Consider the following 19590-nt stretch of genomic DNA (forward strand, 5'->3'; position numbering starts at 1 on the left):
GGTTCGCCCCGGAACCCGGCCTCGTCGGGAAACCAGGAGGGCTGGGCCGGTCGAGGCGATCCGTCAGATTCGACCGTGCGCCAGAAACCCTCCGGACGCGGGGGGATGAGAGGCGACAGGCGGACGTATCGATTCCATGCCGCTGAGTGTTGTTCACGTACCGGCCACCGGACGACTGGGCAGATGACCCAATTTTGCTGCCGCGCCCGCCTAACGGTGCGCGCCGGCCAAGCTGTCGACGACGACGCCGGCTTCGACGACCTTCACGGCCAGCGCAGTCCGGGACGACACCTCAAGTTTGCGCATCGCTCCTTCCACGTGCCGCGCGACCGTCTTCGGCGACAGGATGAGGACACCGGCGATCTCCCGGTTGGTCCGGCCTCCGACGAGCAGCCGGACCACGTCGAGCTCCCGGGGAGACAGCTGATCGCCGTAGCTTCGCCGTCCACCGCGCCACGACGGACGCTTCACCCCGACACCGTATCCACGCAGTGTGTGCATGACGCGCTCGGCGTCGCCACGAGCGCCGAGGGTGGACAATCCCTGGAAGATTTCCGTAAAGAGGGAGAGAGCCGCATCGGACTGGTCCGCACATAGCAGACAACGGGCCTGTCGCTCACGGCTGAGCAGGGCGTCGTACGGCCGCGGAAGGCCCTGCCACGCGTCGGCCGCACGCGCGAACAGTTCGGCGGCGCTGAGGGGATCGCCTTGATGCTGGGCCAGAATCGCCCTGCAGGCCGACAAGGCGGCGTGCGGGCCAGGTGCGCGGCGATCGCGCACTCCCGCTGCGAAAGCGTCGACCAGGTCGCCGGCTTCGTCGGCGCGGCCGGCCATGAGCAGCGCCTCGGCCCGGACCGGGGCGAGTTCGGTGGCCCAGATCCAGGTGCCCTTGCGTTCCAGAAACCGGATCGGCTCGTCGGTCAGCTGCAGTACGTCGTCGATCCGCCCGGCGCCGAGCCGGAGCCTGGCCAGGGCGCCGGCAGGTTCGATGGAGTACTCCGCACCGCCATGTCGGTCCGCCTGTTCAAGGACGAGCCGCAGGCACTCGTCCGCTCTGTCCTGGTCACCGCGGGCCGCATACAGCAAGCCGGTGACCATGGCCGGCGCCAGGCGACTCACCGGCTGCAGGAGTTCCTCGTCACCGGCCAGCAAGCCGGCCCGGTCGGCCAGCCCGTCCCAGTCTCCGGTGAGCCAGTCGAGGTGAGCCAGCGTTACCTGCCCGAGCCTACGATGCTTCCGGTACTGATACGTGTCGGCCAGCCCTACGGCCAGCGTGAGCAAACGCCTCGCCTCCGGGTACCTCCCCCAGATCAGCGCCATGTGCCCGACGTTGATTTGGCCGACCGTGATCTGCTGCCTCTCCGCGGCGGTGGACGCGTCATCGCCGATCAACGCCGCCTCCGCCCACCCCTCCTCCTCACCGAGCAGCAAAAGTCCGCTCGCCCGTCCGACCCGGATGCTCAGCCGGTCCCCCGGCGTCATCGAGACCGGCATCTGCGCAACGCGCCGCAGCCACCTGAGGTGTTCGGCCGCCGGTGTCGTCGTCCCGTACGGCAGGCCGAGAAACACCATTGCGCGGGCTTCTTTCACCGGGTCGTGCCCGAGGTCGGGCAGTGCCCGTTCCATCTCGATCCGGGACTGCTCGAACGCCTCCGTCTGCTGCAGTAGCCGGGCGATGTGGAAGCGGATTTCCGCCGCCTCGCTCGGCGCCGCCTCACCGGTGTCCAGCACGAGGCGGAGAGCGTCCATCAGTTCGCGGTAGCGTTCGTGCCCGCTGAGCAGACCGAACGGAACCTTGCCGGTCAGCCGGACCACGTCGGCGGGCGGCAGGTCGGCGTTGGTGAGCAGATCGTGCAGCAGGATGACCGCCGTCGCATCGTCACCCGAGGCGAGGGCGAGGTCGGCAGACTGTTCCGCGTACCGGCACCAAGCAGTCGTGTCGCCGGCCTCCCGGAAGTGGCGCGCCAGCTGGGCGACCGGGGGCGTGGTGACGCTTTCGAGGACGTGCGCGGCGCGCAGGTGCATCGCCCTCCGCTGCGGCACGGGAATCGCCTCGTACACCGCGCGGCACGCCAGCTTGTGCCGGAACGAGACCAGCCCGCTGGGGTCCTCCGTCAGCAGCCCTGAACCCACCGCCTCCGCCAGGCCCGCCAGCCTGCTCGCCGGATCGCCTTCCGGAGCCATCACCTCGACGACGGCGTCCTCGGGGGCGGGGTCGGTGAGTACGGCGGCCGCGCGCAACGCCGCCTGCGCCGCCGGGCCGAGCCGTGCGCCGCGTTCCAGTACGACGTCCCGCACCGTCGGCGGTACGTCGATCTCACTCAGTCGCTGCCGCGCCCAGGAATCGCCCCGCGGGGTCATGTCAGCGCGGTTCCACATCAGCCGGACGGTCTCCTCGACCGCGAGCGGAAGCCCGTCGATCCGCTCGTGCAGGATGGTCGCGAACTCGTCGGAAACCCGTTCTCCACCCAGCATCGAGGACACCATCTCGGCAGTCCCGGGGACATCCAACGGCTCCAACGACAGCCGCAGCCGCGCCGCTCCCGCCGGTTGCCGCGACGACAACCGCAGCAGCAGGGAGTCCGGAGCGATTTCCTCCGGGCGGTAGCTCACGAGCAGACTGATGCGTTGCTGCGGACGGGATGCCAGGAACAGCAGAAACTCCAGGGTGGCCTCATCTGCCCAGTGCACGTCCTCAACCGCGAGCAACCCGATCTCGAGCCGTTCGAGGAGCTCCTCGATGGCCCGGAACAGCCGGTGTCGTGCCGCTGCCGCGTCTTCGGCAGGGTCGGGTGTGGGCGGCAACGCTGATGCCCACTCGGGGAACAACGGCCGGAGCGCCCCCGCCAGCCCGCTCAGGCCGAGCCGGGCGACATCCTCGGTCGCCGGTCGGATCGCGTCCACCACCGGCCCGAGCGTAAAGGGCTGTCGAACAGCCGGGCAGGCCGCCAGCAGCACCCGCTGCCGGGCCGGGGCATGCGCCGCGAGCAGTTCCTGGATCAGTCGGCTCTTACCGATCCCGGCCTCGCCCTCGATCAGCACGACCACCGGCGGGTCGGACAACGCCGCTCTCAGAGCGGCGAGTTCGCGCTCGCGTCCGACCAAACCGGGTGATGCGATCGCCAGTAGGCTGCGTGTGTCGGAATCGCTGGTAGACATGCGCCCCACTGTGGGAGACAGACGACGGCGTGCCCGAACCGTCGTCTTCCGTGAACAATATGACCAGAGGTTACAAGGCGGGGTGGCAGGGGGATAGGCCAGGTTCAAGGCGTGGTGCCGAAGGCGATACCTGTGGAGTTCCAGGGCTGGGGTTTGTGCTGCCGTCGCGCCCGCCCGGGGGCAGAGAACTCCGTGTCACTTGCCTCAGACTCACATCGGTCCGCTCCGCCGCCGTGGCGCTACGGACCGGCGGGACGCCGCACCGGTACCGCGTTCTTGCACCGTGCGCGGTCTTTGACGGCCGGTTTCCCGGAAGCGGCGTCACGTGCTGTGCCTAAGCTCAGCAGTTGTCACCCCGGCAGAGTTGACGGAAAAGGCAGGCGGAGCAGCCTGACTCGCCGAACTCCTTGAGCGCCGGCGTCGGGTCGGTCAGCAACCGATTAGCCAGTCGGCAGATCCCGCTGCGGAACACTCGTCCGCAGCCGGTACAGGATCCCGTTGGTCACCTCCGGTGCCTCTTGCGCCGCCTGCCTGAGAGCCGAGGACTCTCCGTATCGGCTCTCGACGGCTTGGGGATGAGGAACGACATCGCGATGGCGGCGGGCGAACCAGCCACCCCCAACCGGGGTCGGTCTACCAGATGTCCACTACCTCGGCGAGCTCAACCTGGCCGAGGAGTTGCTCGCCGGGAACCTGCCGCAGCCGGGCCATCCTGAGGCACGGTCACTTCGACACGACGATGTCGGTTCACACCCACGCCGCGCTACAGGCGCGGCGCGAGGCCCTTGACAGGGTAAGGGCACTGCTTGCGGCTGATGGGAGCGATGCCGGATCGTGAGAAAGGGGCGTTTCGGCCTCGGTGACGGCGGAGGGGAGACGGTTGGCCAGCAAAGATGCTTGTATGGGGGCGCCGAGTTGGGTGCCTGCTTAACAGCCTTCAGGAACTGATGTCGGCAACTGGTTTCGCGACCGGCCCGGATAGCCCCTGACCTGTAAGAAGACGGACTCATCATGAAGATCCTGATCAGTGCGGACATGGAAGGCGCCACCGGCGTCACCTGGCCGGCCGATGTGCTGCCGGGCACCCCCCAATGGGAGCGGTGCCGTGCCCTGTTCACCTCCGATGTGAACGCGGCGGCGCTCGGCTTCTACGACGGCGGCGCCGACGAGGTGCTCATCAACGAGGCTCACTGGTCCATGCGCAACCTCCTGCTGGAGCGGCTCGACGACCGGGTGCAGATGCTCACCGGCAGACACAAGTCCCTCTCCATGGTCGAAGGCATCCAGCACGGCGACGTCGATGCCATCGCCTTCGTCGGCTACCACACCGGCGCCGGTGCCGAGGGGGTCCTCGCCCACACCTACCTGGCGAACTCCATCACCGGGGTCTGGCTCAACGGCGCCCGGGCCAGCGAGGGGCTGCTGAACGCGCATGTCGTGGCCGAGTACGGCGTACCCGTCGTCCTCGTCACGGGCGACGACCTGACCTGCGTGGACGCGGACGGGTACGCCCCCGCCGCCCGCAAGGTCGCCGTGAAGGACCACGTTTCGCGGTACGCGGCGGTGTGCCGCACCCCGGCCCGTACCGCCGCTGACATCCGTGCCGCGGCCAAGGACGCGACCGCGCTGGCCGTCCGGCACACCCCGGTGGAGGGCGGCCCCTTCACCATTGAGCTGGAGTTCGACGCCGAGCACCTGGCCGCGGCGGCCACCGTCGTCCCCGGCGTGGCGCCCAGCGGCGAACGGCGCGTGGCCTACACCAGCGCGACGATGTACGAAGGTATCCGCACGTTCAAGGCGGTGACGACGATCGTGTCGTCCGCCGTGGAGGAACAGTATGGCTGAGGCGACCCACCCCCAGGAGAGCGCCGAGAGCGCCGAGAGCGTCGACCGGCAGGCGCTCGACGAATCGGTGACGTTCACCTCCGAACTGATCAGGATCGACACCACCAACCGCGGCGGCGGCGACTGCCGGGAGCGCCCGGCCGCCGAGTACGTCGCCGAGCGGCTGGCCGCCGCCGGACTGGAACCCGCCCTGCTGGAGCGCACCCCCGGGCGCACCAATGTGGTGGCCCGGATCGAGGGCACCGACCCGTCCGCCGACGCCCTGCTCGTACACGGCCATCTCGACGTCGTCCCGGCCGAGGCCGACGACTGGTCCGTGCACCCGTTCTCCGGGGAGGTCCGCGACGGCGTCGTCTGGGGGCGCGGCGCCATCGACATGAAGAACATGGACGCGATGGTCCTGGCCGTCGTACGGGCCTGGGCGCGCGCCGGTGTCCGCCCCCGCCGCGACATCGTGATCGCGTACACCGCCGACGAGGAGGCCAGCGCCGAGGACGGCTCGGGTTTCCTCGCCGACCGGCACGCCGCACTCTTCGAAGGGTGCACGGAGGGCATCAGTGAATCCGGCGCCTTCACCTTCCACGCCGGACCGGACATGCCGCTCTACCCGATCGCCGCCGGCGAGCGCGGCACCGCCTGGCTGAAGCTCACCGCACACGGCAAGGCCGGGCACGGCTCCAAGGTCAACAAGGCCAACGCGGTCAGCACGCTCGCCGCGGCCGTTGCCCGGATCGGCGCGCACGAATGGCCCGTCCGGCTCACCCCGACGGTCCGCGCCGCGCTCACCGAGCTCGCCGCCCTGCACGGCATCCACCCCGACCTCGACGCCCCCGGCTTCGACGTCGACGAGCTGCTCGGCAAGCTCGGGCCGGCCGCCGACCTGGTCGCACCGACCGTCCGCAACAGCTCCAACCCGACCATGCTGGAGGCCGGGTACAAGGTCAACGTCATCCCCGGCCACGCCACCGCCTTCATCGACGGCCGGATGGTCCCCGGTGGCGAGGACGAGTTCCACGCCACCCTGGACCGGCTGACCGGACCCGACGTCGACTGGGAGTTCCACCACCGCGAGGTCCCGCTGCAGGCCCCCGTCGACTCGCCGACCTTCGCGAAGCTGCGCGCCGCGATCGAACGTTTCGACCCGGACGGCCACGTCGTGCCGTACTGCATGTCGGGCGGTACGGACGCCAAGCAGTTCTCCCGGCTCGGCATCACCGGCTACGGTTTCTCACCGCTGAAGCTGCCCGTCGGCTTCGACTACCAGGCGCTGTTCCACGGCGTCGACGAACGCGTCCCCGTCGACGCACTGCACTTCGGTGTCCGCGTCCTCGACCACTATCTGCGCACGGCCTGACCCGGAACGGGGGGAATCGAACATGGTGTCCACAGGGCCCTACGGAACGTGGCCTTCGCCGATCGACGCGCGGCTGGCCGCCTCGCACGACGGCCGTCCGGAATACGTCGGCGTGGTCGGCGACGAGGTGTGGTGGACGGAGCCGCGCCCGGCCGAGGCGGGCCGCCGCGCCCTGATCCGCCGCCGCGCGGACGGGACCGGTGACAGCGTCCTGCCTGCTCCGTGGAACGTACGGAGCCGGGTCATCGAATACGGCGGACAGCCCTGGGCCGGGGCCGAACGCGCCGAGGGCGGACCACTGATCGTCTTCGTCCACTTCGCCGACCAGCGGCTGTACGCCTATGCCCCCGACGAACCCGGCGAGCCCCGGCCGCTCACCCCGGTCTCGTCCGTTGGCGGCGGGCTGCGGTGGGTCGACCCGCAGCTCCACCTCGACCGGGGCGAAGTATGGTGCGTCCTGGAGGAGTTCACCGGCGAGCGGCCCACCGACCTGCGCCGGGTGATCGCCGCCGTACCACTGAACGGCTCGGCCGCCGAGGACCGTTCCGCGGTACGCGAACTCACCGACGACAGCCACCGGTTCGTCACCGGGCCGAGGCTCTCGCCCGACGGGCGGCGGGCCGCCTGGCTCGCCTGGGACCATCCGCGCATGCCGTGGGACGGCACCGAAGTGATGCTCGCGGACGTCGCCGAGGACGGTACGTTCCAGCACACCTGGAGCTTCGGCGGCGGCCCCGAGGAATCGGTGCCGCAGATCGAATGGGACGCCGACGGGCGGCTTCTCTTCGCCAGTGACCGCAGCGGCTGGTGGAACCTGTACCGTGCCGACCCGCACCGGGGCGCGGTCGCGCTCTGCCCCCGGGAGCAGGAGTTCGCCGGACCGCTGTGGAAGATCGGCCTCAGCTGGTTCCGGCCGCTGGAGAACGGCCTGATCGCCACCGTCCACGGCAGGGGCACCACCACGCTCGGCATCCTCGACCCGGCGACCGGTGACCTCGCCGACGTCGCCGGCCCCTGGACCGAATGGGCCGAGTCGCTCACCGTGCACGGCAGTCGGGTCTACGGCATCGCCGCGAGCCCGTACAGCGCCTACGAGGTCGTCGAGCTGGACACCGCGACCGGCCGCACCCGGATCATCGGCACACCGCACGAGGACGCCGTCGACCCCGCGTACTACCCGCGGCCCGAGAACCGCACCTTCACCGGGCCCGACGGCCGGGAGATCCACGCGCACATCTACCCGCCCCGCAATCCCGACCGGGCCGGCCCCGACGGTGAACTGCCGCCCTACGTGGTCTGGGCGCACGGCGGCCCCACCGGCCATGCCGCACTCGTACTCGACCTGGAGATCGCCTACTTCACCTCGCGCGGCATCGGCGTCGCCGAAGTGAACTACGGCGGTTCCACCGGCTACGGCAGGGGCTATCGCAACCGGCTGCGCGAACAGTGGGGCGTCGTCGACGTCGAGGACTGCGCCGCCGTCGCCCGGGCGCTGGCCGCCGAGGGCACGGCCGACCCGCGGCGGCTCGCCATCCGGGGCGGCAGCGCCGGCGGCTGGACCACCGCGGCCTCGCTGACCGGCACCGACGTCTACGCCTGCGGCACGATCATCTACCCCATTCTCGACCTGACCGGCTGGGGCACCGACGAGACCCATGACTTCGAGTCGCAGTATCTGGAGTCCCTCGTGGGCCCCCTCGCCGATGTCCCGGACCGCTACCGCGAACGGTCGCCGGTCAGCCGTACCGACCGGCTGACCACCCCCTTCCTCCTGCTCCAGGGGCTGGACGATCCGATCTGCCCGCCCGTCCAGTGCGAGCGGTTCCTGGCCGAGATCGAGGGGCGCGGTGTCCCGCACGCGTACCTCACCTTCGAGGGGGAGGGGCACGGATTCCGGCGCGCCGATACGATGATCCGTGCCCTGGAGGCCGAACTCTCCCTGTACGGGCAGACGTTCGGCATCGATTGCCCGGACGTACCGCGACTGGAGCTGAAGAAGTGACCCTCGCACCCCTGACCCGCCCCGCCCGGCTGCGTCCCGGTGCCAGGATCGCCGTCGTGGCACCGAGCGGGCCGGTGCCCGCGGACCGTCTGGAGGCGGGCCTCGACGTACTGCGGAGTTGGGGCCTGGACCCCGTCGAGACTCCTCATGTGCGCGACGTCCACCCGGAGTTGGAATACCTCGGCGGTACGGACGAGGCGCGCGCCCGGGATCTCCAGGAAGCCTGGTGCGATCCGTCCGTCGACGCGGTGATCTGCGCCCGTGGCGGGTACGGCGCGCACCGCATGGTCGACCTGGTCGACTGGGCGGCGATGCGCGCGGCCGGACCCAAGGTGTTCATCGGCTACAGCGACATCACCGTGCTCCACGAGGCGTTCGCCCGGCGCATGGGGCTCGCCACGCTGCACGGTCCGATGGCCGGCGCCGAAACCTTCCTCAAGGACCCGGACACGCAGGAGTCCCTGCGGGCCACCCTGTTCGAGCCCGAGACGGTACGGACCCTCGGCCTGCCCACGGCGCGGGCGCTGGTACCGGGCCGGGCCCGCGGCATCACCTACGGCGGCTGTGTGAGTCTGCTCGCCGCCGACCTGGGCACCCCGCACGCCCGCACGTCGGCCCGGGGAGGGCTGCTCGTGATCGAGGACACCACCGAGGACCCGTACAGCATCGACCGCGTCCTCACCCAGCTGCTGAGGGCCGGCGCGCTCGCCGGGACAGCCGGGGTGGCCTGCGGTTCCTGGGCCGGCTGCGGCCCGTACGAGGGCGTGCGGGCGGTCCTCGCCGACCGGCTCGGGCCCCTGGGCGTACCCGTCGTCGAGGAGCTGGGCTTCGGGCACGGGCCGACGGCGCTGACGATTCCGCTCGGCGTGCCCGCCGTGCTGGACGCGCCGGCCGACGGCGGCCCCGCGACGCTCACGATCGAGGGGTCCGCGCTGGTCTGAACGGGGGGCACAGCGGCGGGCAGGTATCCGGTGAACTCGACCTGGGCCAGGGTAATCTGGAGACCAGCTACGTGGGACAGCACGTCCTCGCCTGGTTCAACCGCTACCTCCAGCACAAGAAGAGCACCGACACCGGGCCCGAGTTCGCCTACTAACGCGACTGGAGGAGTGGCCACGGCACCGCGGCCGCCGTGCCGGCCCTGAACCGGAAGAGGTACCTCTCCGGCGACGGCAAGTTCATAGCGGGCGACAGCGCGTACTTGGGCAACCGCGGCATCAAGCCGGTCGCGGTGTTCAGCGCCCCCGAGGACACCGGTGTGCTGGAGCTGCCGGTGGTCGGCGAGCCGGGGAAGTGAGGAGCGCGCGACGGGCCGACCGCCCCCTAAGCTGGCCGGATGTCTGCATTCGACTATCTGGCCGAGGGGCGCCGTGTGGCGATCCGCGCCTACACCCCGGCGGATGCCGAAGAGTTCACCACGCGGGCGAGGGAGAGCCGGGGCGTACACCGCCCCTGGCTCTTCCCGCCCGAGGACGTCCGTGCGTACGCCACCTACGCGGGACGGCTGATCGACGACCCGACCAAGGCGGGCTTCCTGGTCTGCGAACCGGAACGTGAACGCGAACGCGAACGGGAAGCCGGCAAGGGCAGGGCCGGAGAGGGCGGGGGCGGCGGTGGGATCGCGGGGTTCATCAACATCAACAACATCGTCCACGGCGGGTTCCGCTGCGGCGCGCTCGGATACGGGGCCTTCGCCCACACGGTGGGGCGCGGTCTGATGAGCGAAGGACTGGCACTGGTTATGCGGTACGCCTTCGGGCCGCTCGGCCTGCACCGGCTCGAAGCCAACATCCAGCCCGCCAACGAGGAGTCGATCGCCCTCGTCCGGCGGGCCGGATTCCGCCTCGAAGGGTTCTCGCCGGACTTCCTCTTCATCGACGGAGCCTGGCGCGACCACGAGCGGTGGGCGATCACGGCCGAGATGCTGAGCTAGGGCCGGGGCCTGCGGGGCATCGAGCAGGCCGGCCGGCTGAGTCGACCGGCCGGCCGACCGACCGACCGACCGGCCGGATCGGATCGGCCGGCCGTGTTGGTTGTCCGGATCGGATCGGCCGCGCGGTTCAGCAGTGGCCGGGCCTGGCGTACACGGTGATGCGCGCCTGCGTGACCGTCCGGCTCGCGCACTGCTCGAAGTACGCGTCGAGGGTGGCGCGCTTGACCGCCTCGCGCGCGCTCGCGTCCAGGGGCTGGCCCTCCGGGTCGCGCACCGCGATGACGCGAGTGCTGGTCAGGATGCGCTCGCGGATCCGCTCCGGCGGAAACTCACGGCCGAACAGCGTGTTGGACGCCACGGGGGTCCGCTCCAGGGCGAGGTCGGACAGCGCCACGAAGGAGTCCGGCCGGGCCAGCGTCCACACGCGTCTGCGCGACGGCATGAACAGCAACCCGTCCCCGGGCCCGGCGATGTCCTGGACCGCCCGGGCGATCGCCACCGCGTCGTTCTCGCGGCTCCCCGGCTTCCGCAGCGCGGTGCTCACGGGGACGAGGGTGGCGAGCAGCGCGACCATTGCCAGAGCACATGTCACACGTCGCACGGTTCCCGCGTCGCGCGCCGACAGCCGTAGCCGGAGACGGTCGAGCCCCGCGCCCGCCAGGAGCGCGAAGCCGATGGCGGAGGCCAGGATGTACCGGTCCACGTACAACGGATGCAACGGGCTCGTCAGTATGAGCAGCGTGGTGGGCAGGATCAGCAGCGGGAGCGCGAGCCCGGGCAAAGTGACCGGTCCGCGCGAGCGGCCGGTGGAGCGGGCGAGGACGAGGCCCAGCAGGGCTGTCACGACGAAGCCCAGCACCTCCCCGGCGTCCGGCGGGCCGATCCAGTCCACCTGCGCCGACTGCGTGGTGCTGAAGACGGCGATCGGGAGGAGCCCGGCGAGGACCCCGCCCGCCGTGATGGTCCACGCCCGTCTCATCGGCCGCACCGAACGCGTCCCGAAGACGGTCACGCCGTGGCCCAGAAGTATCAGTACGGCGAACTCGTGGAGCAGACAGGCCGTCAGCATGACAACGCCATATGTCACCCATCCCCGTGCCCAGCCCTGCATCCGTGCCCGTCTGCGCCCCCGTGCCCGCCCCTTGTCCGGTCCTTCCGGCCGGGAGAGGTTGCTGACGAGAAGACAACTGGCCCATGTGATCAGCGCGCAGATCAGCGCGTAGGACCGGCCTTCCTGCGCGTACCGCTGTATCGGCGGAAGCATCGGGAGGACGAGGCCCGCCAGCAGTCCGGTCCAGGTCCCGCCGAGGCGTTGTCCGAGCCGTACGATGCCGACCGCAGCCGCGGCGACCGCCAGTACCGAGGGCAGCCGCAGTGCCACGAGTCCGCCGTCCCAGAGGCCGAACACGCCGCGCATGATCAGGTAGTAGAGGCCGTGCACGACGTCGACGTGACCCAGGGTGTGCCATATCTGAGGCACATTCCGGTGTGACATGGCATAGGTGACCGCCTCGTCTCCCCACAGGGTGTTCTGGCGACGGATTCCCCAGAACCCGACGAGCAGGGCGACGAGACCGGGGGTCCACGAGGCCGCCCGGCGCAGGGCTCTCCGGGGCGGTGGCGGTGGCCGGTGATGTTCCGTTCGCGAAGCGACGGCGGGTGCGGGGTGCTGGATGAGAGGGATGACGTGCTCCGTCCCGAGTGGGTCTCTCGCTCGGTCGATCGTCCGCCGTGTCGATGGGCAGCCCCCGCAGGCAGCGCCCATCAATTTTGTTCGCGCTGCTCAACGCCGTCGCGCGGAGAATTCGACGCCGCATCGCGTGAGCGGCGGGTTCACGCTCCCGGAACGTACCGCTGCCCGTATGGCGGGCGCAGCTGCCCGATCCGGCGTATGGGCCCCGTGCCGAGCCGCCGGGTACACCCCACTGGCCGAAGCTGGATTGGGCAAGTCTTTGCCCATGGCCGATTCGGGTTGCCTCCGCGACGCGTGCGCCCGCCGGGTACGGGATGCGGGTCTCTGCACTCCGTACAGGAAGGGGAAAACGGCGGCCGAAAGTATCGGGAGTCCGTCGCCGGCGAGTTGACGATCGTGTTGACCGAACGCAAGCGCAGGCACAGGCTCGATATATAGCTGCTAAATACAACTGGTTCTGCCGGGCCTTCGCCTTCGGCATGCCGCCCGAGCGACGGCACCGTGCGTACGACCGCTTCCCGGCCGGGACCGAATCGGAAGGACGCGTATGTGTGGCATCGTCGGCTGGGTCTCCTTCGACCGCGATCTGCGGGGCGCCGCGGAAGCCGCGACCCTGGACGCGATGACGGAGACCATGGCCTGCCGGGGCCCGGACGACCGGGGGACCTGGACCGCCGAGCATGCGGGGCTCGGACACCGCCGGCTCGCGATCATCGACCTGCCCGGCGGACGCCAGCCCATGACCGTCTCCACCCCCGAGGGCGACGTCGCCCTCGTCTACTCCGGTGAGGCGTACAACTTCACCGAACTGCGCACCGAACTGGCCGCCCGCGGGCACCGCTTCCTCACCGACTCGGACACCGAGGTCGTGCTGCACGGCTACCTGGAGTGGGGCGAGTCCGTCGCCGAACGGCTCAACGGCATGTACGCCTTCGCCGTCTGGGACAGCCGCCACGACAAGCTCGTCATGATCCGCGACCGGATGGGCGTCAAGCCCTTCTACTACTGGCCGACGCCCGACGGAGTGCTCTTCGGCTCGGAGCCCAAAGCCATCCTCGCCAACCCGCTGTCCCGGCCCCGGGTGACCCTGGACGGGCTCCGGGAGCTCTTCAGCCTCGTCAAGAACCCCGGACACGCCGTCTGGGACGGCATGTACGAGGTGGAGCCCGGCACGGTGCTCACCGTCGACCGCGGCGGTGTGCGCCGACACGTCTACTGGCGGCTGGAGACCCGTCCGCACTCCGACGACCGGGACACCTCGATCGCCACCGTACGGTCACTGCTCGACGACATCGTGCGCCGCCAGCTGATCTCCGACGTGCCCCGCTGCATCCTGCTCTCCGGCGGCCTCGACTCCTCCGCGGTCACCTCCCTCGCCGCCCGGCAGCTCGCCAGGGCCGGTGAGAAGGTACGCACCTTCGCCGTCGACTTCGTCGGGCGCACCGAGAACTTCGTCGCCGACGAACTGCGCACCACCCCCGACACGCCGTTCGTCCACGCCGTGGCCGAGCGGGCCGGCACCATCCACCGCGACATCGTGCTCGATCCGGACGCCCTCGCCGACCCCGATGTGCGCGCCCGGATGATCCGGGCCCGGGACATCCCCATGGGCCTCGGCGACATGGACGCCTCGCTCTATCTGCTCTTCCGGGCCATCCGCGAACACTCGACGGTCGCGCTGTCCGGCGAGTCCGCCGACGAGGTCTTCGGCGGCTACCTCCAGTTCTTCGACGAGGAGGCGCGGAGCGCCGACACCTTCCCCTGGCTGGTCCGGTTCACCGAGCACTTCGGCGAGGACGCGGGCGTGCTCCGCGACGAAGTGAACCAGGCCCTCGACCTGGAGAAGTACATCCGCGAGAGCTACGAATCCGCGGTCGCCGGCATCGAACGGCTCACCGGCGAGAGCGACTTCGAGTACCGCATGCGCCGGATCTGCCACCTCCACCTGACCCGGTTCGTACGCGTGCTGCTCGACCGCAAGGACCGCGCGAGCATGGCCGTCGGTCTGGAGGTCCGGGTGCCGTTCTGCGACCACCGGCTCGTCGAGTACGTCTACAACACCCCCTGGGCCCTGAAGTCCTTCGACGGCAGGGAGAAGAGCCTGCTGCGCGAGGCCACCGCCGATCTGTTGCCCCGTTCCGTGTACGAGCGGACCAAGAGCCCCTATCCGTCGACCCAGGACCCGAAGTACGCCGTCGCCCTCCAGGAGCACGCCCGCACCCTGCTCGCGAGCCCCGGCCACCGGGTCTTCGACCTCGTCGACCGCGACCGGCTGCGCAGGGTGGCCGAACACGACGCGCCCGGGATCACCTCGGCGTCCCGACGCGGGCTGGAACGCACCCTGGACCTCGCGATGTGGCTGGACATGTACGAGCCGGAGCTCGACCTCGGCTGAGCGGGCTGCAGGCGGCGGGGCGCGCGATGGCCGCCCCGCCGCTCACCGCCCCTTGTAATTGATCTTCATGGTGTCCATGTCCGTTGCCTTGGACCGGAGTTCGCCATGACCGTAACCCTGGTTCCGCAGCAGGGTCTCGGCCCGGTCCTCGGCGATCGCGGACGCCATCTCCTCGCCGTCCTCGGCGTCCGACACGACCACGAACCGGAAGCTGAAGTGCTTGAGCACCCGGTCATACGTCAGCGAGCCCTCCTCGGTGAACTGCATCGCGCTCAGGCCGTGCTCGTCCACCGCGGACAGGAGCCGGGCGCGCGCCTCTTCGGTCAGGCCGTCCCAGGTGCCGCGCACGATCACTCGGTAGGTGTGCTGCGTGCTCATCGTGTTTCCCGCTCCGCTTTTCGCTCGTGAACCATCGAGGGGCAAGGTTACGGCGGTGCGGGTGAGACGCACGCGAATTATCCGGGCCACCGGGTCCGGGGCCACCGGATTCCGGGCCACCGGCTCCGGGGCTCCGGGCCGGCGGTCTCCGGTGCCGCTCCCGTGATCTTTCGGTCTTTTGCCGAAGTCCGACGGCAACGCCCCTGGCCGGGCCGCAGTCCAACGTGTTCGATGGTCATCGGGGGGGCGCCCGGACCTGAGGCGACCCGCGCGAGGGAGCGAGGTTGCCTTGGCCACGACCGTACGACGTGCCGTACTGACTCTGCCCGCCGCACCACTGGGCCCGGAGAACCCGCTGCCCGCACTGCGGCCGCTCGACGAGATGCATGTCGTCGACGACCGCGAACGGGCCGGACTGCCACGTGACATGGCACACCAGATCGGCTACGAACCGCTGGCCACCGTGCTGCCGGTGCGCATCCTCGACGGGTACGGGCGCGAGCGCGTCCCCACCGGACTCGACGCGATCATCATCGAGAACGCCCGGCTGCGGGCCACCGTCCTGCCCGGGCTCGGCGGCCGCATCCACTCCCTCCACCACAAGCCGACCGGCCGCGAACTTCTCTACACCAACCCCGTCCTGCAGCCCGCCGACTTCGCGCTCAACGGCGCCTGGTTCTCCGGCGGCATCGAGTGGAACATCGGCGCCACGGGCCACACCACGCTGTCGTGCGCCCCGGTGCACGCGGCCCGGGTGCCCGCACCCGACGGCGGGGACATGGTCCGCCTCTGGGAATGGGAGAGGTTGCGCGACCTGCCGTTCCAGGTGGACCTCTGGCTGCCCGAGGACTCCGACTTCCTGCACGTCGGGGTACGGATACGCAATCCGCACGAGCACACGGCACCCGTCTACTGGTGGTCCAACATCGCCGTGCCCGAGGGCGAACGCACCCGCGTCCTGGCCCCGGCCGAGGAGGCGTGGCACTTCGGTTACGAGCGCACCCTGACCCGGGTCCCGGTCCCCGAGTCGGGCTCTGTCGACCGTACGTACCCGGTGCGCGGCGACTTCCCCGCCGACTACTTCTACGAGGTGCCCGACGGCGCGCGCCGCTGGATCGCCTCCCTCGACGAGGACGGGAACGGACTCGTCCAGACGTCGACCGATCTGCTGCGGGGCCGGAAGCTGTTCCTGTGGGGCAGCGGCCCGGGCGGGCGGCGCTGGCAGGAGTGGCTCACCGAGCCGGGCACCGTCGGCTACGCCGAGATCCAGGCCGGACTCGCCCGTACCCAGCTGGAACACGTTCCGCTCGAACCGGGAGCCGAATTCAGCTGGCTGGAGTCGTACGGGCCGCTGTCCGCGGACCCCGGGGCCGTGCACGGCGACGACTGGGCGGCAGCCCGCGCCGAGACGGAGCAACGGCTCGCCGAGGTGCTGCCGCGGGCCGATGTCGACGCCGCGTACGCCGCCTGGCGCTCCTGCGCCGACACCGAGCCCGGCGAGTCGCTCGCCACCGGTTCCGGCTGGGGCGCCCTGGAAGTCCGGCGCGGAAAGTACCAACTCCCCGGCACGCCGTTCGCCGAGTCCACGTTGGATGAACAGCAGGAGCCCTGGCTGGAGTTGCTGGACCAGGGCACCTTCCCCGAGCCCCGGCGGGCGGCCCCGCCCGGTCCTTCCCTGGTCTCGCCGCACTGGCGCGACATGCTGGAGACGGCCGCCGCCGAACCCCTCACCGAATACCATCTCGGCGTCGCCCAGTGGCACGTCGGCGACCGCGCCCAGGCGGTCCGCAGTTGGGAACGCGGACTGGCGCTCGCCCCGTCCCGGTGGCCGCTGTTGCGCTGCCTCGCCGTCGCCGCCGAGGAGAGCGGACAGGGGGACCGGGCCGCCGATCTCTACGCCGAGGCGTTCGGCGACCTGTGTGCGCAACACCCCGACGGCGAGGGCGACGATGAAGGCGGTGATGGCGCCCGGACGTCCGCCGCGTCGGCGCTCGGCCGCGAGGCGATGGAGGCAATGCTGGCGGCGGGGCGCTCCGCGGCGGCCCGGACGGTGTGGGCGGGCCTGCTTCCGGTGGTCCAACAGCGTGGTCGTTTCCGCCTGTTGGAGGCGCGACTGCTGATGGCCGAGGGCGACCGCAGCGCCGCCCGGGCCGTCTTCGACGAGGGCTTCGAGGTCGCGGATCTGCGCGAGGGCGCGGAGATCCTGGACGAGGTCTGGGCCGAGCTCACCGACGAGCCACTGCCGGACGCGTACAACTATCGGATGCGGCCCGGGGCTTGACGCCGACGGCCGTCCGGCCCGCGCCCACCTCCACCGGTGCGGGCCGGACGGCCGCGAGTCGGGTCCGTCGGGAGGGGAGCCCGCGGCTCAGCCGGCCGGGGTCCGGTCGACGTACTCGAAGACCGAGCCGTCCGGATGCACCGCGATCAGATTGCGGCCCACCGGCGTCGGTACCGGACCTGCGAGGATCCGGGCGCCGACGCGGGTGAGGGAGGCGTGGGCCTCGTCGACATCCTTGACCGCGATCGTCGCCGTCACCTTGCGCAGGATCTCCAGCTCCGACTCCGGGCCGCTCATCAGCAGGAAGCAGCCGATCGCGGCGACCGAGACTCCGCCGCGCTCGAAGCGCAGCGCGGAACTGGCCGTGAGGTCCTCGTAGAAGGCCACCGCGGCCTCCAGGTCGTCGACGCAGATGCGCAGCGTGGTTCCCATAATGTCCATGCGCACAAGGGTAGTTGGCGGCGCTCAGGCCCGGCAGAGCACCTCGCCGTGCGGGACCGTGAACCAGGCGTCGTCCCGCTCGCCCCATGCGTGCCAGGCCGCGGCGATCGAGGTCAGCTCCCCGGCGCTCGCATGGCCGCCGGACACGGCCTGCTCCGCGTACACCGAGCCGACCGTACGGTCCGCCCACAGGCCGCTCCACCAGGCACGGCTCTCCGGAGCGGCGAAGCACCAGTTGGCGGCGGTCGGGGTGATGTCGGTGAAGCCGGCCTGCCGCGCCCAGGACAGCAGTCGCCGGCCCGCGTCCGGCTCGCCGCCGTTGGCGCGGGCGACCCGGCGGTACAGCTCCAGCCAGGCGTCCATGCCCGGCACCTCCGGATACCAGGCCATTGCCGCGTAGTCGCTGTCGCGGGCCGCGACGATGCCACCGGGGCGGCAGACGCGCCGCATCTCGCGCAGCGCCTGCACCGGGTCGCCCACGTGCTGGAGCACCTGATGGGCATGGACGACGTCGAAGGAGTCGTCGGGGAAGTCCAGGGCGTGCACGTCCGCGGTGGTGAACTCGACGTTGTCCAGGCCGCGTTCGGCCGCGACCTCGGCAGCCCGGGCCAGGATCTCCCCGGTGGTGTCGACGGCGGCCACCCGGCCGGGGGCGACCAGCGCGGCCAGGTCCGCGGTGATGGTGCCGGGCCCGCAGCCGACATCCAGCACGTTCATGCCGGGGCGGAGTTCGTCGATCAGGTAGGCGGCGGAATTGGCGGCGGTGCGCCAGCGGTGCGAGCGCAGTACCGACTCGTGGTGGCCGTGGGTGTAGACGGCGGTCTCTTTCGGCATGGCGGTGGATCCTTCCTCGGGGCGCGGAGCCCGAACGCGAGCCGCGCGAAGGGCTGATCGTCAGCGACACCGTACGCGCGCATGTCGAATATTGAGATACGTGTCTTGGTATGTGGGCGCTCTCGCGCCCCCACCCGGGTCCCCCGGCACCGCACGGCCACTGTGCCGAGGCCTTGGTCACGCGGCTACGCTGAGTGCGTGATTCCGGTGGTCCGCCGGACCGAGGAGCGCGAGAAGGAGCCGATGGGCCTCGCGGCCGACGGTGCCGAGGTGCTCTCCGGCCGGGGCTCGGACACCACGAGGGGCAGAGACATCGAGGGGCAGAGACATTGAGTGGCGCAGGCCTGGACGTGGCCGTACGCGAGCAGGCCGAGCTCGGCGAGGGCCCGACCTGGGACCCGGTCACCGGCCGGCTGATCTGGGTCGACATCGTCGCCGCCCGCGTGCACACCTACGACCCGGTGACCGGCCTTCGTACGGTCATGGCCACCGAACAGCACGTCGGAGCGGCCAAACCACGCGCCGGTGGTGGGCTCGTGGTCCATCTGCGTGACGGCATCGGCCTGTACGACCCCGACGGCGCGTTCCGCTGGCTGGTCCACGACCCCGAGCCCGGACGCCGCGGCAACGACGCGGCGGTCGCCCCGGACGGTGTGCTGTGGGCGGGCACCATGCGCTACGACGGCGCGGAGACCGGCGGCAGCCTCTCCCGCATCGCACCCGACGGCACGGTCACCCCGGTGCTGCCCGTCGTGGCCTGCGGCAACGGCATCGGGTGGAGCCCGGACGAGCGGCTGATGTACTTCATCGACACGCCCACGCGCCGTATCGACGTCTTCGACTTCGACGGCGAACACGCCGTGAACCGGCGCCCGTTCGCCACCGTCGAGGAGGGCGCGGGGTTCCCCGACGGGCTGACGGTCGACGCCGACGGGGCCGTCTGGGTCGCCCTGTGGGACGGCGCCGCGGTGCGCCGCTACACGGCCGACGGCTCCCTGGACCGCGTCGTCGGACTTCCGGTACGACGCCCGACCGCCTGCGCGTTCGGCGGTGCGGACCTGCGCGACCTCTACATCTCCACGGCCCGCACGGGCCTCGCCGACCCGCACCCGCTGTCCGGTTCACTGCTGGTGCTGCCGGACGCGGGGCACGGGATGCCCCAGACGGCCTTCGCGGGCTGAGCCCGCCCCCTCGGCCGGTTCCGGTGACGGCTCCGTCGGGCGGGCGCCGCCGGTCGAACCCTCGTATAAAGGGCCCTGAGTGCTAAAGGTTCCT

Annotated in this window: 14 protein-coding genes and 1 pseudogene; 10 read left to right on the forward strand and 5 right to left on the reverse strand. The window is 71.0% G+C overall.

Annotation, left to right across the window (positions count from 1 at the left end):
- Positions 1–210: 210 nt before the first annotated feature.
- Positions 211–3159 (reverse strand): AAA family ATPase, encoded by a 2949-nt coding sequence (locus OG936_RS30510; RefSeq protein ID WP_406499064.1) that lies wholly within the window; start codon positions 3157–3159, stop codon positions 211–213.
- A 1011-nt stretch (positions 3160–4170) separates the two neighbouring features.
- Here OG936_RS30510 and OG936_RS30515 point away from each other — a divergent pair.
- From OG936_RS30515 to OG936_RS30540, 6 genes and pseudogenes are all read left to right on the forward strand, one after another.
- Positions 4171–5004 (forward strand): M55 family metallopeptidase, encoded by an 834-nt coding sequence (locus OG936_RS30515; RefSeq protein ID WP_384453837.1) that lies wholly within the window; start codon positions 4171–4173, stop codon positions 5002–5004.
- The gene (locus OG936_RS30520; RefSeq protein WP_406499066.1) at positions 4997–6358 is read left to right on the forward strand and encodes a M20/M25/M40 family metallo-hydrolase; all 1362 of its coding nucleotides are present in this window, start codon (positions 4997–4999) and stop codon (positions 6356–6358) included. The genes OG936_RS30515 and OG936_RS30520 overlap by 8 nt, the downstream gene beginning before the upstream one ends.
- Before the next feature lie 22 nt (positions 6359–6380).
- The gene (locus OG936_RS30525) at positions 6381–8360 is read left to right on the forward strand and encodes a prolyl oligopeptidase family serine peptidase (RefSeq protein ID WP_406499068.1); all 1980 of its coding nucleotides are present in this window, start codon (positions 6381–6383) and stop codon (positions 8358–8360) included.
- Entirely contained in the window at positions 8357–9301 is a 945-nt protein-coding gene (locus OG936_RS30530; RefSeq protein ID WP_406499069.1) for an LD-carboxypeptidase, read from the forward strand. The genes OG936_RS30525 and OG936_RS30530 overlap by 4 nt, the downstream gene beginning before the upstream one ends.
- Positions 9302–9306: 5 nt before the next feature.
- Positions 9307–9543 (forward strand): annotated as a pseudogene (locus OG936_RS30535) (peptidase S15); the annotation flags it as partial.
- Between the two features lie 153 nt (positions 9544–9696).
- Positions 9697–10293: a GNAT family N-acetyltransferase gene (locus OG936_RS30540; protein WP_406499071.1), complete on the forward strand. Its 597-nt coding sequence runs from the start codon at positions 9697–9699 to the stop codon at positions 10291–10293.
- A gap of 127 nt (positions 10294–10420) precedes the next feature.
- On the opposite strand, the gene OG936_RS30545 is transcribed toward OG936_RS30540, so the two are convergent.
- A complete protein-coding gene (locus tag OG936_RS30545; protein ID WP_406499073.1) occupies positions 10421–11773 on the reverse strand; it encodes a hypothetical protein in 1353 nt (450 codons plus the stop codon).
- A gap of 760 nt (positions 11774–12533) precedes the next feature.
- On the opposite strand from OG936_RS30545, the gene asnB reads away from it, so the two are divergent.
- On the forward strand, positions 12534–14381 hold the full coding sequence (gene asnB / locus OG936_RS30550) for an asparagine synthase (glutamine-hydrolyzing) (RefSeq protein ID WP_406499075.1): 1848 nt from the start codon (positions 12534–12536) through the stop codon (positions 14379–14381).
- 42 nt (positions 14382–14423) lie between these two features.
- On the opposite strand, the gene OG936_RS30555 is transcribed toward asnB, so the two are convergent.
- On the reverse strand, positions 14424–14759 hold the full coding sequence (locus OG936_RS30555; protein ID WP_406499077.1) for a DUF6204 family protein: 336 nt from the start codon (positions 14757–14759) through the stop codon (positions 14424–14426).
- A gap of 289 nt (positions 14760–15048) precedes the next feature.
- Between OG936_RS30555 and OG936_RS30560 the strand changes: the two genes are divergently transcribed.
- Positions 15049–17040, forward strand: coding sequence for a DUF5107 domain-containing protein (locus tag OG936_RS30560; protein WP_406499078.1), 1992 nt, complete (start codon positions 15049–15051; stop codon positions 17038–17040).
- Between the two features lie 87 nt (positions 17041–17127).
- On the opposite strand, the gene OG936_RS30565 is transcribed toward OG936_RS30560, so the two are convergent.
- Positions 17128–17481, reverse strand: coding sequence for a VOC family protein (locus OG936_RS30565; RefSeq protein ID WP_266750022.1), 354 nt, complete (start codon positions 17479–17481; stop codon positions 17128–17130).
- A gap of 24 nt (positions 17482–17505) precedes the next feature.
- Positions 17506–18315, reverse strand: coding sequence for a methyltransferase domain-containing protein (locus tag OG936_RS30570; protein WP_406499080.1), 810 nt, complete (start codon positions 18313–18315; stop codon positions 17506–17508).
- Positions 18316–18513: 198 nt separating this feature from the next.
- On the opposite strand from OG936_RS30570, the gene OG936_RS30575 reads away from it, so the two are divergent.
- Positions 18514–18648, forward strand: coding sequence for a hypothetical protein (locus OG936_RS30575; protein ID WP_406499082.1), 135 nt, complete (start codon positions 18514–18516; stop codon positions 18646–18648).
- Complete coding sequence (locus OG936_RS30580; RefSeq protein ID WP_406499084.1) at positions 18645–19496, forward strand: SMP-30/gluconolactonase/LRE family protein; 852 nt, start codon at positions 18645–18647, stop codon at positions 19494–19496. Before OG936_RS30575 ends, OG936_RS30580 begins: the two co-directional genes overlap by 4 nt.
- Positions 19497–19590 lie beyond the last annotated feature (94 nt).

Origin of the sequence: Streptomyces sp. NBC_00846 (assembly GCF_045207325.1) — a bacterium.
Taxonomy (GTDB): domain Bacteria; phylum Actinomycetota; class Actinomycetes; order Streptomycetales; family Streptomycetaceae; genus Streptomyces.

What these genes read in the sequence shown, in the direction of transcription:
- OG936_RS30555 (WP_406499077.1), bottom strand. Translation starts at nt 14,759, where the DNA reads ATGAGCACGCAGCACACCTACCGAGTGATCGTGCGCGGCACCTGGGAC.
- asnB (WP_406499075.1), top strand. Translation starts at nt 12,534, where the DNA reads ATGTGTGGCATCGTCGGCTGGGTCTCCTTCGACCGCGATCTGCGGGGC.
- OG936_RS30570 (WP_406499080.1), bottom strand. Translation starts at nt 18,315, where the DNA reads ATGCCGAAAGAGACCGCCGTCTACACCCACGGCCACCACGAGTCGGTA.
- OG936_RS30525 (WP_406499068.1), top strand. Translation starts at nt 6,381, where the DNA reads ATGGTGTCCACAGGGCCCTACGGAACGTGGCCTTCGCCGATCGACGCG.
- OG936_RS30520 (WP_406499066.1), top strand. Translation starts at nt 4,997, where the DNA reads ATGGCTGAGGCGACCCACCCCCAGGAGAGCGCCGAGAGCGCCGAGAGC.
- OG936_RS30540 (WP_406499071.1), top strand. Translation starts at nt 9,697, where the DNA reads ATGTCTGCATTCGACTATCTGGCCGAGGGGCGCCGTGTGGCGATCCGC.
- OG936_RS30565 (WP_266750022.1), bottom strand. Translation starts at nt 17,481, where the DNA reads ATGGACATTATGGGAACCACGCTGCGCATCTGCGTCGACGACCTGGAG.
- OG936_RS30510 (WP_406499064.1), bottom strand. Translation starts at nt 3,159, where the DNA reads ATGTCTACCAGCGATTCCGACACACGCAGCCTACTGGCGATCGCATCA.
- OG936_RS30515 (WP_384453837.1), top strand. Translation starts at nt 4,171, where the DNA reads ATGAAGATCCTGATCAGTGCGGACATGGAAGGCGCCACCGGCGTCACC.